The organism is Phenylobacterium aquaticum (assembly GCF_947378715.1).
Taxonomy (GTDB): Bacteria; Pseudomonadota; Alphaproteobacteria; order Caulobacterales; family Caulobacteraceae; genus Phenylobacterium; species Phenylobacterium aquaticum_A.
Genome location: NZ_CANCLE010000005.1, coordinates 40,981 through 56,404 on the forward strand (window position 1 = coordinate 40,981; position 15,424 = coordinate 56,404).

Annotated in this window: 15 protein-coding genes and 1 tRNA gene; 9 read left to right on the forward strand and 7 right to left on the reverse strand. The window is 69.8% G+C overall.

Annotated features, from left to right (window positions below):
• Nucleotides 1-70: 70 nt before the first annotated feature.
• Nucleotides 71-1,873 carry a methionine--tRNA ligase gene (gene metG / locus Q7P21_RS01805; protein ID WP_304175446.1) on the reverse strand — a complete coding sequence of 601 codons (1,803 nt, stop codon included), beginning with the start codon at nt 1,871-1,873 and terminating at the stop codon, nt 71-73.
• 160 nt (nt 1,874-2,033) lie between these two features.
• Between metG and Q7P21_RS01810 the strand changes: the two genes are divergently transcribed.
• Nucleotides 2,034-2,456, forward strand: a complete 423-nt coding sequence (locus Q7P21_RS01810) for a DUF1761 domain-containing protein (protein WP_304175448.1) — start codon at nt 2,034-2,036, stop codon at nt 2,454-2,456.
• Here Q7P21_RS01810 and Q7P21_RS01815 read toward each other — a convergent pair.
• The 5 genes from Q7P21_RS01815 to Q7P21_RS01835 all read right to left on the reverse strand — a co-directional run bounded on the left by Q7P21_RS01815 (nt 2,453) and on the right by Q7P21_RS01835 (nt 8,370).
• Entirely contained in the window at nt 2,453-2,806 is a 354-nt protein-coding gene (locus tag Q7P21_RS01815) for a DMT family protein (RefSeq protein WP_304164254.1), read from the reverse strand. The two genes, Q7P21_RS01810 and Q7P21_RS01815, sit on opposite strands and share 4 nt — an antisense overlap.
• Before the next feature lie 45 nt (nt 2,807-2,851).
• Entirely contained in the window at nt 2,852-4,264 is a 1,413-nt protein-coding gene (locus Q7P21_RS01820; RefSeq protein ID WP_304175450.1) for an amidase, read from the reverse strand.
• 76 nt (nt 4,265-4,340) lie between these two features.
• Nucleotides 4,341-6,746 (reverse strand): TonB-dependent receptor domain-containing protein, encoded by a 2,406-nt coding sequence (locus Q7P21_RS01825; RefSeq protein WP_304175451.1) that lies wholly within the window; start codon nt 6,744-6,746, stop codon nt 4,341-4,343.
• A gap of 30 nt (nt 6,747-6,776) precedes the next feature.
• Complete coding sequence (locus tag Q7P21_RS01830; RefSeq protein WP_304175453.1) at nt 6,777-7,748, reverse strand: FecR domain-containing protein; 972 nt, start codon at nt 7,746-7,748, stop codon at nt 6,777-6,779.
• Nucleotides 7,749-7,848: 100 nt separating this feature from the next.
• Complete coding sequence (locus tag Q7P21_RS01835) at nt 7,849-8,370, reverse strand: RNA polymerase sigma factor (protein WP_304164264.1); 522 nt, start codon at nt 8,368-8,370, stop codon at nt 7,849-7,851.
• Nucleotides 8,371-8,530: 160 nt separating this feature from the next.
• Here Q7P21_RS01835 and Q7P21_RS01840 point away from each other — a divergent pair, with 160 nt between their 5' ends.
• The 6 genes from Q7P21_RS01840 to Q7P21_RS01865 are packed head-to-tail and all read left to right on the forward strand — an operon-like array spanning nt 8,531 to nt 13,044.
• A complete protein-coding gene (locus Q7P21_RS01840; protein WP_304175464.1) occupies nt 8,531-9,247 on the forward strand; it encodes a thermostable hemolysin in 717 nt (238 codons plus the stop codon).
• A complete protein-coding gene (locus Q7P21_RS01845) occupies nt 9,244-10,701 on the forward strand; it encodes an AMP-binding protein (RefSeq protein ID WP_304175455.1) in 1,458 nt (485 codons plus the stop codon). The genes Q7P21_RS01840 and Q7P21_RS01845 overlap by 4 nt, the downstream gene beginning before the upstream one ends.
• A gap of 9 nt (nt 10,702-10,710) precedes the next feature.
• Nucleotides 10,711-11,394, forward strand: coding sequence for a TenA family transcriptional regulator (locus tag Q7P21_RS01850; protein WP_304175457.1), 684 nt, complete (start codon nt 10,711-10,713; stop codon nt 11,392-11,394).
• Nucleotides 11,384-12,139 carry an SDR family NAD(P)-dependent oxidoreductase gene (locus Q7P21_RS01855; protein WP_304175459.1) on the forward strand — a complete coding sequence of 252 codons (756 nt, stop codon included), beginning with the start codon at nt 11,384-11,386 and terminating at the stop codon, nt 12,137-12,139. Before Q7P21_RS01850 ends, Q7P21_RS01855 begins: the two co-directional genes overlap by 11 nt.
• A 20-nt stretch (nt 12,140-12,159) precedes the next feature.
• Nucleotides 12,160-12,816: a lipopolysaccharide assembly protein LapB gene (locus tag Q7P21_RS01860; protein ID WP_304164273.1), complete on the forward strand. Its 657-nt coding sequence runs from the start codon at nt 12,160-12,162 to the stop codon at nt 12,814-12,816.
• 57 nt (nt 12,817-12,873) lie between these two features.
• A complete protein-coding gene (locus Q7P21_RS01865; protein WP_304164275.1) occupies nt 12,874-13,044 on the forward strand; it encodes a hypothetical protein in 171 nt (56 codons plus the stop codon).
• 48 nt (nt 13,045-13,092) lie between these two features.
• Here the strand turns inward: Q7P21_RS01865 and Q7P21_RS01870 are convergent, their stop codons facing one another.
• A complete protein-coding gene (locus Q7P21_RS01870) occupies nt 13,093-13,536 on the reverse strand; it encodes a DUF3617 family protein (protein WP_304164276.1) in 444 nt (147 codons plus the stop codon).
• A 241-nt stretch (nt 13,537-13,777) separates the two neighbouring features.
• Here Q7P21_RS01870 and Q7P21_RS01875 point away from each other — a divergent pair, with 241 nt between their 5' ends.
• Both Q7P21_RS01875 and Q7P21_RS01880 read left to right on the forward strand, forming a co-directional pair.
• Nucleotides 13,778-15,298, forward strand: coding sequence for a glycosyltransferase family 39 protein (locus tag Q7P21_RS01875; RefSeq protein ID WP_304175462.1), 1,521 nt, complete (start codon nt 13,778-13,780; stop codon nt 15,296-15,298).
• Between the two features lie 48 nt (nt 15,299-15,346).
• Nucleotides 15,347-15,422 (forward strand) — tRNA-Thr (locus Q7P21_RS01880).
• Nucleotides 15,423-15,424: the final 2 nt, after the last annotated feature.

A 15,424-nucleotide genomic window follows, 5' to 3' on the forward strand; every position in this document is an offset into this window, starting at 1 on the left:
GGCTTCTGAATCGCCCCGACGTCAGAAGCCATTCCGAGGGGGCGCCGCAGGGTGAGTCAACCTTGACGGTTCACCCCGCCTCGGCGCCGCCGAAACGCTCGACCCATTCGGTGACCTGCGCATCCTCGACCTTGCGGAACAGCACGTCGGGGGCCTTCACCGTCCGACCGGGCGGCAGGGCGTTCAGCGCCTCGCCTCTGGCCGGCCAGCGGCCGGGGAAGCTCTCGCCCACGCCGTCGGCGATCTTCTCGCAGGCGAAGGGGATGAAGGGCTCGGAGACCTTGGCGAACAGGGCCACCAGGTTCAGGCCGGTGCGCACGGCCACGGCGGCGCGGTCGCGGTCGGTCTTGATGGCGGTCCAGGGCGCCGCCTCGGTCAGGTACTGGTTGCCCAGCACCCACAGCTGGCGCAGCGATTGGGCCGACTTGCGAAGCTCGATGCCCTCCAGGTTTTCCTCAAGCTCGGCCAGCTTGGCGTCGATGTCGGCGCGCAGCTTGATCTCCAGCGGGCCGTCCTCGCCGCCGTCCGGAACCACGCCCTCGAAGCGGGTCTCGGTGAACTTCAGGATGCGGTTGACGAAATTGCCCAGCACATCGGCCAGATCGGCGTTCACCTGGGCCTGGAACTGCTCCCAGGTGAAGGTGGCGTCGGAGGTCTCCGGCGTATTGGCGGTCACCCACCAGCGCCAGTAGTCGGCGGGCAACAGCTCCAGCGCATGGTCCATGAACACCCCGCGCTTCTGGGAGGTCGAGAACTTGCCGCCGTAATAGTCCAGCCAGTTGAAGCCCTTCAGCCGGTCGACCAGTTTCCAGGGCGCGTTGTTGGCCGGGGTCCAGTGGGTCCCGTCGAACCGCTCGTTGATCCCGATCAGGCTGCAGGGGAAGCCGACCGTGTGGAACGGCACGTTGTCCTTGCCCATGAACTCCACATAGGTGACGTCCGAGGCCACCGGATTGCGCCACCAGCGCTCCCAGTCGGCGTCGACCGCCGGGCCCTTGCCGGCTGCGGCGGACTGGGCGTCGGCCCATTCCCAGGTGGCGGCGATATATTCGATCGGCGCGTCGAACCAGACATAGAAGACCTTGCCGGCCAGGCCGGCGATGTCGGGCGTCACACCATCCGGGTTCGGGCCCCAGTCGGCGGCGTTGACAGGCACACCCCATTCCAGGTCGCGGGTGACGCCTCGGTCCTGCAACCCCTCGTCCAGCCATTTCAGGGCGATGGAGGTGACCAGCAGCGGCCAGTCGCCCTTCTTGCCATCGATCCAGGCGCGCAGCCGGTCGGAGAACAGGCTCTGGCGCAGGAACAGGTGCTTGGAATCACGGATCTCGATGTCTTCTGAGCCCGACACCGCCGAGCGCGGGTGGATCAGATCGGCCGGATCCAGCACCCGGGTGCAGTTCTCGCACTGGTCGCCGCGCGCCGACGTGTAGCCGCAGTGCGGACAGGTGCCGATCACATAGCGGTCGGGCAGGAAGCGCTTGTCGGCGTTGGAATAGACCTGCTGGGTGACCCGCTCCTCCATGAAGCCCTGCTCCCAAAGGGTCTGGGCGAAGCGCTGGGTCAGCTTGGCGTTCTGCGGCGAGGACGAGCGGCCGAAATGGTCCCAGGACAGGCCGAAGGCCCGGCCCAGCCGGTGCTGGATCTCATGCTGCTCGGCGCAGAAATCGGCGGGCTTCTGGCCGGCCTCGGCGGCGGCGAGCTCCGTGGGCGTGCCATGCTCGTCCGTGGCGCAGAGATAGAGGGTCTCGCGGCCCCGCGACCGCTGGAAGCGGGCGAAGACGTCGGCCGGCAGCATGGAGCCCGCGAGCGTCCCCAGGTGCTTGATCCCGTTGATGTAGGGCAAAGCCGAGGTGATGAGGATGCGGGTCATGCGGGGGCTCGAAATGAGGAGACTTGGAAGCGGCGGCTTATAGGGCGCCTGGCCGCTTCGCCAAAGCCGCCTTCTCGCCGGCCAGCGTGGCCCGCGCGATTTCCCCCTCGCCTTCCGGTCCCAATAGCCTCAGCATACCGACGTTCTGGGGAGAGCTGACATGATCAAGGGCGTGAACTGGGTCGCGGTCGCCATCTGCGTGGTGCTGCTCGAGGGGCTGGGCTACCTCTGGTACGGGGTCCTGCTGTCCGACGTGTGGACCGCCGCCTATACCGAGGCCATGGGCCACGCGCCCTCCATGGCCAACCAGGCGGTCAATATGAGCCTGGGCATCGTCAACACCCTGATCCTGGTGGTGGGGCTGGCCTGGGTGTTCGCCAGGCTCGGGGTCAATTCCCTGGCCGGCATCGGGGCCGCAGTGGTGGTCTGGTTCTTCTTCAACTTCACCACCATGTCGATCGACTTCCTGTACCTGCAGCTGCCGGGTCGCCTGGTGATCATGAACATGGGCTACCAGCTGGTCAGCTACCTGATCGCCGGGGCGATCCTGGGCCTGCTGCCGGCGAAGGACACGGCCGCCTAGAACGGCCCCTTGAACACGAACAGGGCGCCGATGGCGATGAAGCCGAAGCCGAGCGCGTGGTTCAGGGTCAGGCGCTCGCCCAGATAGGTCACCGAGAACACGGCGAACACCGACAAGGTGATCACCTCCTGCATCGTCTTGAGCTCAGCGGGGGAATAGGCTTGCTCGCCGATCCGGTTGGCCGGCACCGCCAGGCAATATTCGAAGAAGGCGATCCCCCAGCTGACGCAGATGATCAGCCACAGCGGCCGGTTATGCACCTTCAGGTGGCCGTACCAGGCGAAGGTCATGAAGATATTGGACCCGATCAGCATCAGGATCGGGGCGACGCGCGCGAAGGTCAGGGGCATGGCTAGGCTCCGTGTAAAAACAAGCGGCGCCTATAACGCCCCAGACTAGATTTCGGCCACCCGCTCGAACCACGGCGCCGCCTGCTCCAGCTGGCCGGCCAGGCGGAACAGCATCGCCTCATGGGCCATGCCCGCCACGAACTGCACCCCGATCGGCAGGCCCGACTTCGACCAGGCCAGAGGCACGGTCATGGCCGGCTGGCCGGTGTTGTTGAAGGCCTGGGTGTTGGGCATGAAGTCGAACAGTCGGGGCGCATAGGTCTCGAAGTTTTCGGTCAGCCAGCCGATCGGGATCGCAGGACTGCCGAGCGTCGAGAGCAGCAACACGTCATAGGTCTTGAACAGCTCGGCCACCGCCCGGCCATAGGCGTGGATGGTCGCCAAGCCCCGGACATAGGCCGCCCCGGTCACCTGCTGCCCCCGCCGGGCCATGGCCCAGGTCAGCAGCTCGACATCGTCCGAGGTGGCCGGGCGGCCGCGCTTCTCGCCCTCGGCCTCCAGGGTGGCGGCGACGCTGGCCGCGATCACGTCGCCGGCCGCCTTCTGCATGGCGGCCAGGTCGCCGGGCACGGTCACTTCCTCGACCACATGGCCCAGGCTTTCACACAGCCTGGCGGCGTCCAGCACCGCCTGGGCGCATTCTGGATCGAGCGCGGGCGCGGCCAGGGCCGCCGTGGTGAAGCCGATGCGCAGCCGCCCGGGCGTCCGGCCGACCTCCAGGGCGAAGGGCGTGGCCGGGGCGTCGAGATAATAGGGGTCGCCGGCCTGCGGCTGGCAGGCGATGTCCAGCAGGACGGCGCTGTCGCGAACCGAGCGGGTCACGGCGTGCTGGATCGAGGCCCCGCCCCAGCCCTCGCCGAGCGGAGCAAAGGAGACCCGGCCGCGCGACGGCTTCATGCCGAACAGGCCGCAGGCGGACGCGGGCGTGCGGATCGAGCCGCCGCCGTCGCTGGCGTGAGCAGCCGGCACGATGCCCGCAGCCACCGCCGAGGCCGCCCCGCCGGAGGAGCCGCCCGGGGTGCGCCCGGTGTCCCAGGGATTGCGGCAGGGGCCGAGGAAGTCCGGCTCGGTCACCGGCATCAGGCCGAATTCCGGGGTGTTGGTCTTGCCGAAGATCACCAGGCCCGCCTGCTTGTAGGCGCTGACCAGGGCGCTGTCGGAGGCGGGCACATTGTCCTTCCACAGGGCCGAGCCGCCCGTGGTCGGGGTTCCGGCCAGCAGGGCGCCGAGATCCTTCAGCAGATAGGGCACGCCGGCCAGGGGCCCCGTGGGCTTCGCGGCGGCGGTCTCCTGGCGGGCCCGCTCGGCGAGGTCGAGGGTCACGGCGTTGATCCTTGGATTGACCTCAGCCATCCGCGCCACGGCGGTCTCCAGCAGCTCGCCGGCCGAGACCTCACCCTTGGCGACCAGCCCGGCCAGGCCCACGGCGTCCTGCTTGCGATAGTCGTCGAACTTCATGCCGGCTGCTCCGTTTGCACCGCCAGAGGATCACAGCCGACGGCGCGCTCCAACGCCTCAGTTGCCCGGGGCGGGCTCAGTAGGCGACCTTGAGGCAGAGCGAGAGCGTGCGCGGCCTGAGCGGGGTCACCTGGGTCGTGGTCCGCAGGGTGAAGGGGTTGCCATAGGCGAAGGTGTCGCCTCGGGACTCAGTCGGATTGTCCACCGCCAGGGTCAGCCGCCAGCGGTCGGCGGCCAGGGTCGCCGCCAGCCGCCCCGCGCCATAGCCGCCCATCCGGGGCGAGGTCACCGCATCGAAGGTCAGGTGCGACGGGCCGACATAGGCATAGCGGCCGTCGAGCTCGAACGTCCGGTCACGGGGCAATTCCCAGCCATAGTGGGCGCTCACCCCCAGCGAGACATTCGGCGCCCCGGCCAGCCCAAGTTCGGCGCGGGCCGGAAAGGCCGGATTGGCGCGGTCGAGCTCCGGCGCATTGACCAGGCCTTCGGCGCGCAGCACCAGCGGCCCTGCCCGATAGGCCGCCTCGGCCTCCAGCCCCCGGTTGCGCCCATCGCCGATATTGGCGGTGAACGGCAGGGCCGAGGCCAGCAACTGGTCGCTCTGGATGTTCTTCCAGCTGGCCTGGAAGATCGCCCCGCGCAGGCTGAGCCGCCCCTCCAGCAGGGTGACGCGGCCCCCCGCCTCGAAGCTCCACAGCTCGTCGCCCTGGTAGTTGCGGTAGGGCTCGGGGCCGCCCGGCGCGCTGAACACCTGACCAGGAGCGCCCGTGGTGTTGATCCCCCCGGCGCGATAGCCCTCGGCCGCCTCCACATAGATCAGGCTCCGCGCGGTCGGGGCGTAGGAGATCAACAGCTTGGGGGAGAAGCCGGTGCGGCTGAGCCCGGCGGCATAGGCGGCGGCGACGGTCGCGGGCGTCCGGATCACGCTGTCGACCTGGATGCGGGAACTGAACAGCCGCCCGCCTAGAGTGAGGCTGAGCCGGTCGGTCAAGGGCCAGATCATCTGGCCGTAGAGCGCCGCCTCATCCAACCGATCGCGACGCGCCTCGGACAAGGCCACGAACGGCGTCGCGCCCAGGGCGGTCAGGTCCAGGGTCACGTCCTGGCGGGTGCGGGCGACGAACAGTCCGCCCAGCCACTGCACCCTCGCATCCGGATGGGAGGAGAGCGTCGCCTCGGTGACCAGGCTGGCGATGTTGTTCTCGTCATCGAAGGCGGCCGGCCCCGACGGAACGGCTACGGGCGGCGCGCGGGTGGCGTCATAGCGGCTGGTCAGCTGGTGGCGGACATAGGCCGTGGTCCAGCGCGCCTCCGCCCAGCCCAGATCGCCGGTCAGGCCGAGGTGAACCATGGCGAAGTCGTTGTCGTGCGGCTCACGCAGGGCGTTGCGGCGGGTGAAGGGCGCCTCGCCAGCCAGGGCGTACTGGGTGTCGTCGGAATTGATCGCCTGGAAGACCAGGCCGCCGTTGGCGGTCCAGTCGGCGTTGAGCCGCAGGCTGAGCGCCAGCCGCCCGCCGGTCCGGATCGAGCGGTTGACGTCCTTCAGGCCCAGGCCGACGTCGTCGATATAGCCGCCCTGGACCTCACGATAGGCCACCATGCGCATCGCCGCGCGGTCCTTGAGGATCGGCAGATTGACCATGCCCTCCAGCAGGTTGGAGCCGGATCCTCCATGCGTCACCCCGCCGGAGACCGAAAGCCAACCCGTGCTCCGGCTGGCGTCCGGCGCGGCGGTGACCAGGTGCAGCACCCCGCCCAGCGAGCCCGATCCGTAGAGGGCGCCCTGCGGGCCGCGCAGTACCTCGACCTGGGCGACATCGGTCAGCCGCAGGTCCGGGTCCGGGGCGTTGTAGGTGATCCGGGCGTCGTCGAGATAAAGCCCGACCATCGACTGGGTCCGCCCGGTCAGGGGGCCGTCGGACAGGCCGCGCAGCAGGATCTTGTCCCGCCCGGAACCGAGATTGGTGACGGTCATGGCCGGGGTGACCAAGGCCAGGTCGCTGGCGTCGCGCACCCCCTGGGACTCCAGGGTCCGCCCCTCGAGGGCGCTGACCGGATAGGCCAGCCGATCGGCCGGCGTCGGCTGGCGCGTCGCCACCACCACCAGCTCGGCGACATCGGCGAGCGGCGCCACGCGGAGGGGCGTCGCGGCGGGTCTAGGCGGCGGCAGGCGAACGATCTCGACGGCGCGCGCATCAACCAGACGGTAGCCGCAGCCCGTGCCCGCCAACAGCCGATCGAGCGCCTGGCCCAGACTGTATCGGCCAATGAGAGGCTGGCTCGACGGGGCGCAGGTTTCCGCCGCGCGGGTGCTGATCGACACCCCGGCCTGGAGCGCCAGATCGACCAGGGCCGCGCTCAGCGGCTTGCGCGGAATGTTGAAGGCGTGAACCGGCGCGGCCGCGCGAGCGGGCGAGGCCAGGCCGAACGCGGCCAGCAGGCAGAGGGCGAGCGCCGGCCGGCGCCAGTCATGGCGAGGCAAGACGAACGTCCCCGGGGCCGAATGGAGCGTTTAGCCTAGAGTGATTTCCCGCCCGGTGCGATCCACCCGCAGCGAAAGATAGCCGGCCAGGCGACGGACCAGGGCTTGCTGGTCGCCCATTTCCAGCACACCGGAGAATTTCAGACGGGCCGCCGCCGGGCCCAGGCGGATCGGGACCGGATAGCGACGGTTCAGATAGGCGACGATCTCGCTGAGCGGCCGGTCGTCACAGACCATCCGCCCTTGCGTCCAGGCGAAGGCGGCGTCCGGGTCGACCTCGGCCCGTGTCGACTGGACGGCGCCTTCCACATGCCGCAGCTCCTGGCCCTTGGTCAGGCGCGCGACAGGCTGCGGGCCGAGCGCCGGCTGGCGCACCTCCACGATCCCTCGGCGGACCGACACCACCACGGCCTTGTCATAGTGGCGGATGTTGAACTCGGTGCCGACCACCCGGACCTGCTGGTCACCAACCGTGATCAGGAACGGCTTTGACGGGTCGTGTGCGACATCGAAAGTCGCCTCGGCGTCGGCCAGATCGACGCGACGCGCCGTCCAGCCCAGCCGCACGGTCATCTTCGAGGCCGCGTCGAGGCGGATATGAGTGCCGTCGGCCAGGGCCACCACCCGGGTCTGGCCGGGTCCGGTCGAATAGACAGTCGGCGCGCCCTCATAGGACCGCCAGGCCATGGGAACCACGATCACGGCGGCGGCCGCCGCAGTCAGGGCGGCCATGAAGGGGGCCAGGCGGCGGGGCCGGAAGGGAATGATCCGGGCGCTGGCGGGCGCCATCGCACCCGCGATCTCACCTGCCCGGTCGCCGATCTCCGCGCTGAGCAACTCAACCGCCTCGAAGGCGGCCTGGTGGGCGTCCGAGGCTTCGAGCCACGCCGTCAGGGCCGCCCAGTCCTCGGCCGTCGCGGCGTCCGATTGGACGCGCACCAGCCAGACCAGCGCCTGGTCGCGCAGGGCTTCGGCCGCCGGGGCGTCGGCGTCGGCGCTCATCTCGGGCTCTTGGGGTGGGGCGTCTGCATCATGGTCCTCGCCCCAATGACGCCACAAAGCGCCAGGCGCCTCCAAGAAATCTTCAGGCGGTTGCTCCGGGTCATCGGCCGACCTTCGCCAGGATGCGCTTCAGGCTGGCCATGATGTATTTCTCCACGCTGGAGCGGGAGACCCCCATGGCCGCCGCCGTCTCGGCATGGCTCAGCCCCTCCAGCTTGTGCAGCCGGAAGGCCTCACGCACCGGCTCGGGCATGTCAGCCACCACCTGGACAATTTGGGCCAGGCGCAGGCGGGCGGCGACCACCTCGTCGGCAGGAGGTTCGTCGGCCATGTCCTGGCCGCCGGCCGCCATGGTCTGGCTGTCGCGCCAGTCGGCGTCGCGGCGGCCGGCCCGGCGCTGCTGCTTGATGCGGTCGAGCATCAGGTTCGTACCCAGCCGGTAGAGATAGGCGCCGGGATTGCCGATCTCCTCGGTGGGGGGCGGAGTGATCCGCAGGAAGATGTCCTGCACCAGATCCTGGGCGGCGGCCTCCGAGCGCAGGCGGACGCGGAAGTAGCGCACCAGCTCCTCGCGCCGCGCCAGATAGACGGCCAGCAGAGGGTGGGGATCGCTGTCGTCCAAGACGGGCTCCTGCGGCCAAAGATTCTCGCCGCAACCGCGATCATCCCCATGCCGCCGACCGGCGCAATCGAAACCGATGAGGAGGTTCTCCGACCACGTCGTCATGGCTGGGTGAAGGGCGTGGGGCGCGCGCCAAAACCGGAGATGAGCCTTGCTGGACGTGATGATGGTCGATGACGGCGCCCTCCTGGGCCATTTGAGGTTCGACGCCGATCGCGTCCGCCGCTTCACCCGCCTGCAGCCAGGTGTGATCTCCATCCACCACCTGCTCCAGCCCGAGCGCCAGCGGGTCGAAGCCTATCTCGAGGCGGCTTACGCCAAGGCCTTCGACGGCCAAATCCGCCGCCACTACCCGACCCTGATGAGTGTGCAGGACCGCCAGGGGAACATTCACGCCGCCGTCGGCTTCCGCCTCGCCGCCCGGGCCCCGTTGTTCCTGGAGCAATATCTGGACGCCCCCGTCGAGGTGGCGCTGGAGGCTCGGTTCGGCGCCCCCCTGCGCCGCGCCCAGGTCGCCGAGATCGGCAACCTCGCCTCCGACAGCCCCGGCGCCTCGCTGTTCCTGTTCCTGGCCCTGGCCCGCCACCTGGACCGTCAGGGCTGCACCCACGCGGTCGCCACCGCCACCCGCCAACTGCGCCGCGGCTTCGCCCGGGTTGGCTTCGCCACCGAACATCTGACCCGCGCCGCGCCCGACCGCCTGCCCGACCAGGGGGCCGACTGGGGCGCCTATTACAGCCGCGACCCTCAGGTGCTGGCCGGCGCCATCGCGCCCGCCCTGCCGGCGCTCGCCCAGATGCTGCTGGCCGATCCGATCGTCGAGTGCGGGATCCTGCCCCGCCTGCACCCCGACCTGCGTGCTGGAGCCGCGCTGTGAGCCGGGTCCTCGCCGCCATCGCCGCCCGCGCCGCAGACTCCCCCGACGCCATCGCGCTCAGCGACGCCGAGCGGACCTTCAGCTATGCGGAACTGGCCGCCGAGATTGAGGCGACCGCCATTCAGCTCTTCGCGCTCGCGCCCCTGGTGCGGCCCGGCGCCCCGGTGGCGGTGGTCTTGGAGAACGGCCCCGCCTGGGTCGTGCTTGACCTTGCATTGATCCGCCTGGGCTGGCCCAGCCTGCCAATTCCCGCCTTCTTCACCCAGGCCCAGCGCCTGCACGTCCTGGCCGACGCCGGGGCCGGCCTGCTGATCACCGCCGGTCATGAGGGCGGCCCGCTGCTGGTCGCTGGAACCCCGCTCGACGCCGAGTTGCTGGGCGATCCCGCCACCGAACTGCCGGCGGGCACGGCCAAGATCACCTACACCTCCGGCTCAACCGGCCAGCCCAAGGGCGTCTGCCTGTCCCTGGACCAGATGGAGGCGGTCGCGACCTCCCTGGTCGAGATGATCGGCGCCGACTATGCCGGACGCCACCTGCCGCTCCTGCCGCTGTCGATCCTGTTGGAGAACGTCGCCGGGCTCTACACGACCCTGCTGGCGGGCGGGCGCTACCACGTGCTGCCGCCTGCGGCCCTGGGCCTGGCGGAGCCCTTCCGCCCCGACCTCGCCAGGCTGGCCGGCGCGATCGCCGCCGAGGGCGCGACCAGCCTGATCCTCGTGCCGGAACTGCTGCGCGCCCTGCTGATGGTGATGATCTTCACCGGCCCCCGCTTCCCGGCCCTGAACCTGGTGGCGGTGGGCGGGGCCAAGGTCTCGCCACAGCTGCTGGCCCAGGCCGACAGTCTCGGACTGCCGGTGTTCGAAGGCTATGGCCTCAGCGAATGCGCCTCGGTCGTGGCGCTGAACACGCCGGCCGCCCGACAGATCGGCGCCGTAGGCCGCCCCCTGCACCACCTGACGGTGGAGATCGGGGCCGACGGCGAGATCGTGGTCGGGCCCCACCCCTTCCTCGGCTACGCCAGCGGCGCGGTTCAGTCAGGCCCGGTCCGCACCGGCGATCTCGGCCGGATCGACGCCGACGGCTTCCTGCATCTCGACGGGCGCAAGGCCAACACCATCATCAACGCCTATGGCCGCAACATCGCGCCGGAATGGGTGGAGAGCGAGCTGCTGGCCCAACCGGAGATCCGCCAGGCCATCGTGTTCGGCGAGGCGCAGGCCGAGCTGGGCGCCCTGATCGTCCCCCTGTCGCCGGACATGTCGGACCGGGACCTGGCTCAGGCCGTGGCCCGCGCCAACCAGAACTTGCCGCCCTACGCCCAGGTTGGCCGCTGGCGGGTTCGCCCGCCGCTCGATCCCGCCGCCGGCGAACTCACCGGCAATGGCCGGCCCCGCCGCGCCGTCATTCTCCAGCACCACAGGGTCTTCGTCGAAGCCCCCGTTCAACAATAGGACCGCCCCGTGACCTTCTTCATCCGACTGATCACCGAGACCGTGGAGGGCCAGCAGGCGCTGGCCGCCGTGCCGCAAATCCAGGACGGCCTGACCGGCCAGATCTCGCTGGCCACCTACATCGCCTATCTCACCGAGGCCTATCACCACGTCAAACACACCGTGCCCCTGATGCAGGCGGCCAAGGCCAGGCTGGACGACGGCCATGCCCGGTTCCGCCACGCGCTCGACGAGTACATCGCCGAGGAGACCGGCCATGAGGCCTGGATTCTCAATGACATTCGCCACTGCGGCGGCGACGCCGAGGCCGTGCGTCTGGGCCGACCCCGCGCCGCGACCCAGGCCATGGTCGACTACGCCTATGACTACATCGCCACGGTCAATCCGATGGGCTTCTTTGGCATGGTCCTGGTGCTGGAGGGGACAAGCGTCCGCCTCGCCACCGAAGGCGCCCAGGCCGTCGCCAGGAGCCTGGACCTCGGCCCCCAGTGCTTCTCCTACCTGACCTCCCATGGGGCGCTGGACCAGGACCATCTGGTGTTCTTCCAGAAGCTGATGGACGAGGTCGAGGACCCCGCCGACCAGGCCGCGATCATCGAGGTCGCCAAGGGGATCTTCCAGCGCTTCGCCGACGTCTTCCGCGCCATCCCGCACAGCCGCGTCCAGGTTCAAGAGATCGCCCATGTCCTTTGATGGAAAAGAAATTCTGCTGACCGGCGGGTCCGGCGGCCTGGGCGGACTGATCAGCCGCTTGCTGACCGCCGAGGGCGGCCGCGTCACCGTGCTCGACCGGGCCGAACCGGTCGGCGCCACCGGCTTCCTGCGCCAGGACCTCTCAACACCGGAAGGCATCGAGGCCGCCGCCGCCGCCGTCGCCGCCCGCGACTGGGACATCGTCATCAACCTGGCGGGCATCCAGCACTTCGGGCCTCTGGAGCGGCAGAGCCCCGCCCACCTGATGGCCAGCTATCTGGTGAACCTGGTCGCGCCCGTACGCCTGACCCAGGCGGTGCTGCCAAAGATGAAGGCCCGGAAGTCCGGCCAGATCGTCAATGTCGGCTCGATCTTCGGCTCGATCAATTTCGCCCACTTCGTCACCTATTCCAGCGCCAAGGCCGGCCTGCGCGGCTTCAGCCAGGCCCTGCGCCGCGAGCTGTCCGGAACCGGCATCGCCGTGACCTATGTGGCGCCCCGGGCGGTGCGCACCGCGCTCAACTCTCCGGCGGTGATGGAGTTCGCCAAGCTCACCCACATGAACATGGATGCGCCGCAAGCGATCGCCGAGCGCATCGTCGCCGCCATCCGGACGCGCAAGCGCGACGTCTATTTCGGCTTCCCCGAGACGCTGTTCGTCCGCCTCAACGCCCTCTTCCCCGGCCTCGTCGACCGCGCCCTGTCGGCCAATGACCGCAAGGCCGCCCAGCTGTTCGTCAGCTGAGCGCCCAAGGAGTTCCTTCCATGCGACTGATTCCCCTCGCCCTGGCCCTGGCGCTCGCCGCCCAGGCCGGCGCCGCCTTCGCCGCCGAGAGCCTCGACAGCAAGGTCGACGCCCTGGCCCACGACTGGGCTCACCTGAACTACGAGATCCGCGACAAGCCCGCTCAGGCTGCGGCGGCGGCAAGCCTGGTCGCCCAGGCCGACGCCGTCGCCCGGCAATTCCCAGGCCGCGCCGAGCCCCTGGTCTGGGAAGCCATAGCCTCGGCCACCGAGGCCGGCGCCAAGGGCGGACTGGGCGGACTGGCCCTGGCCAAGTCGGCGCGGGGCCTCTTGGAGCGCGCCGAACACATCAACCCCGCCGCCCTCGGCGACGGCTCGGTCTATACCAGCCTCGGCTCGCTCTACGCCCAGGTCCCCGGCTTCCCGATCGGGTTCGGAGATCCGGCCAAGGCCCGGAGCTATCTACAGAAAGCCCTGGCCGCCAATCCCAATGGCGTCGACGCCAACTTCTTCTGGGGTGACTTCCTGCTGCGCCAGAACGACGCCGCCGGCGCCGCCAAGGCGCTGGAGCGCGCGCTCGCCGCCCCGGCCCGCCCGGGCCGCGAGGTCGCCGACCGTGGCCGCCGCGCCGAGGCTGCGGCCCTGCTCGCCCAGGCCCGCCAGAAGCTGCGCGGCTGATCCCGTTTCAAACCCCGAGCCATGCGGTTCGGGGCCTCACCAGGAAGGATATTTCTCATGAGCATCGCAGCCGTCGGCGGTCCTCCGCCCGCCAAGCCGCCTGAGGGCCTCGAGGCCAAGGGCCCGGAGTTGATCCCCGACCATGACACGGATGACAGCCCTGCCGCGGTCAAACCGAGCGCCGCCCTGCCGCCCGGCCAAGGGGTCAATCTCGACACCAAGGCCTAGGGGACGGGACTCCAGGGCCAATGCCCACTGGCCTTGGAGGTCCTGTATCTACTTCGACGCCGTCGCCGCCGGGCAGTCGTCGCCCAGCCGGTGGGCGTCCGTGATGGCGGCGCCGGACAGAGGAATGCCGCCGATCTTGGTCTTCAGGGTCGCTTCCAGTTTGAAGGTCGTGGCCGAATAGGTCCCCTTGGCGGTGACGTGGGCGACCTGGCCCTTCTTGGTGGCGCAACTGCCCGCCAGTCGGATGCGGCCGCCGCCCACGGTGCGGCTCGGATATTCGCAAGTGTAGTGGCGGTTCGAGGGACCGTTCATGAACTTCGCGACGTCGGTCGCCGTCAGACACTTGCGCTCGGTCGAATGGGAACTGAACAGGAAGGTCGCGGTGTTGTTGGTCTCCCAATAGCCGGGCATGGGCGTCGCCGCAGGCGAAGCCGCTTCCGCCGCGCTCACCGAGCCCGCCGCCAGGAGTCCCAAGATCAGGCCAGCGCCCATGACATCTCCTCAAGTTCAGTCCGTATGTCCCGCCCCTAGGTGACCACGACGGCGAGACCGCGCCACTAAATTTCCGATTATTTTTTTGCCGTGGGCCGGTCCGCTGGGTCATATCCTCCCCGAGCCCGGCGACGGGAGAGCTTCAAGGGCGCGATGCAATGAGACCGGCCAGAGGCGCCAGCGCCCACATTCCCTCGGACCCCGCCGCGACGGACAGCGCCGTGCTGGGCCGAGTCAGCGCGTGATCGCCTTCCTGCGTCGTCCCGAGGGCCGGACCGCCCTCTTCGTGCTCGCGGTCACCCTGGTGCGGCTGATCGCGGCGCGCTGGATTCATCTGACCGAGGATGAGGCCTATTACCGCCTCTGGGCCCAGCATCTGGCCTTCGGTTATTACGACCACCCGCCGATGGTGGCCTGGTGGATCCGGGGCGGCATGGCCCTGGCCGGCGACAATCCGCTGGGCGTTCGGCTGTTCCCGGTGCTGGCCACCGCGCTCGCCAGCCTGCTGGCGGCCGACCTCGCCCGCGCCCTGGGCGGGACGCCGCGCACCGCCATGCGGGCGGCCATCTGGTACAACGCCACCCTGACCATCGGCATGGGCGGCATATTGGCGGTGCCGGACGCCGCCGCGGCCCTGTTCTGGATCGCCTGCCTCTGCGCTCTGGCCAGGGTCGCCAAGGGCGGGTCACCGCTCTGGTGGCTGGCGGCCGGCGCAGCGGCCGGCCTGGCGGTGGAGTCGAAATATTCCGCCATGTTCATCGCCCCTGGCGTCGTGCTGTGGCTGGCCACGGACCGCGAGCGCCGACGGCTGCTGTTGACCCCCGCCCCCTGGGCGGCTGCGGTGCTGGCCGTGGCCCTGTTCCTGCCCAACCTCGTCTGGAACGCCCAGCACGACTGGATCACCATCGCCAAGCAGTTCGGCCGCGTGGCGCCGCGCAAGTTCGCGCCGGCCCATGTGCTGGAGCTGCTGGCCGCCCAGTTCGTCCTGCTCAATCCGCTGGTCGCCGTCTATGCGATCCGGGGCCTGCGCCTGCCCTGGCGCGCCGCGAGCCCCGACGAAGCGCGGCCCAGCCTGGCCCTGCCGATCCTGGCCGGCGCGCCCTTCGCCGGCTATCTGGTGCTCCACGCCCTGCACGCCACGGTCCAGGCCCACTGGCCCGTGCCCCTGTTCAGCGGCCTGGCGGTCTGCGCGGCCATGGCCGTCGAGGTCCGCCCCGGCGGAGCCATCGCCCGGCGCTGGCGGATCATCGGGACCACGGCGGGTCTGGTGCTGTCGGCGGGGCTGCTAGTCTATATGACCCAGACCCATTCCCGCACCCTGGCCAAGGTCGACCTGATCCTGGCCCTGCGGGGCTGGCGCGAGCTCAGCGAAGAGGTCGAGGCCCTGCGCCAGACCCAGGGCGCCGGCTGGGTCGGCACGGTGGGCTACGGCACCCTCTCCCAGTTCGAGGCCGAACATCGCATCAAGGCGCCGACGATCCAGATCATCGAACGCGACCGCTACCGCTTCGACCAGGCGCCGCATCCGCCCCTGCAGGGCCCGGGCCTCGTCGTCGACCTGGCGCGCCGGATGGATCCGGACGACCTGAAGCGCTGCTTTGCGACCGTCACCCTGGTGGGCGAACTGGATCGCGGCGTGCATGGCGGACGCCACGCCCACTACGCCGCCTATCGCGTCGAAGGCCCCAAGGTCGACGTCCTGACCGCCGGTTGCCCGGATACGCCAGAGCGCATCCTCAACCGGTTCAGATCGGGGTCCTGAGCGGTTGCGGTCAGGGGCCGGAAGCCGCTAAGGAGGGCCAGTCGATAGGCCGGCTTAGCTCAGCTGGTAGAGCAGCGGTTTTGTAAACCGAAGGTCACGGGTTCGATTCCTGTAGCCGGCACCATT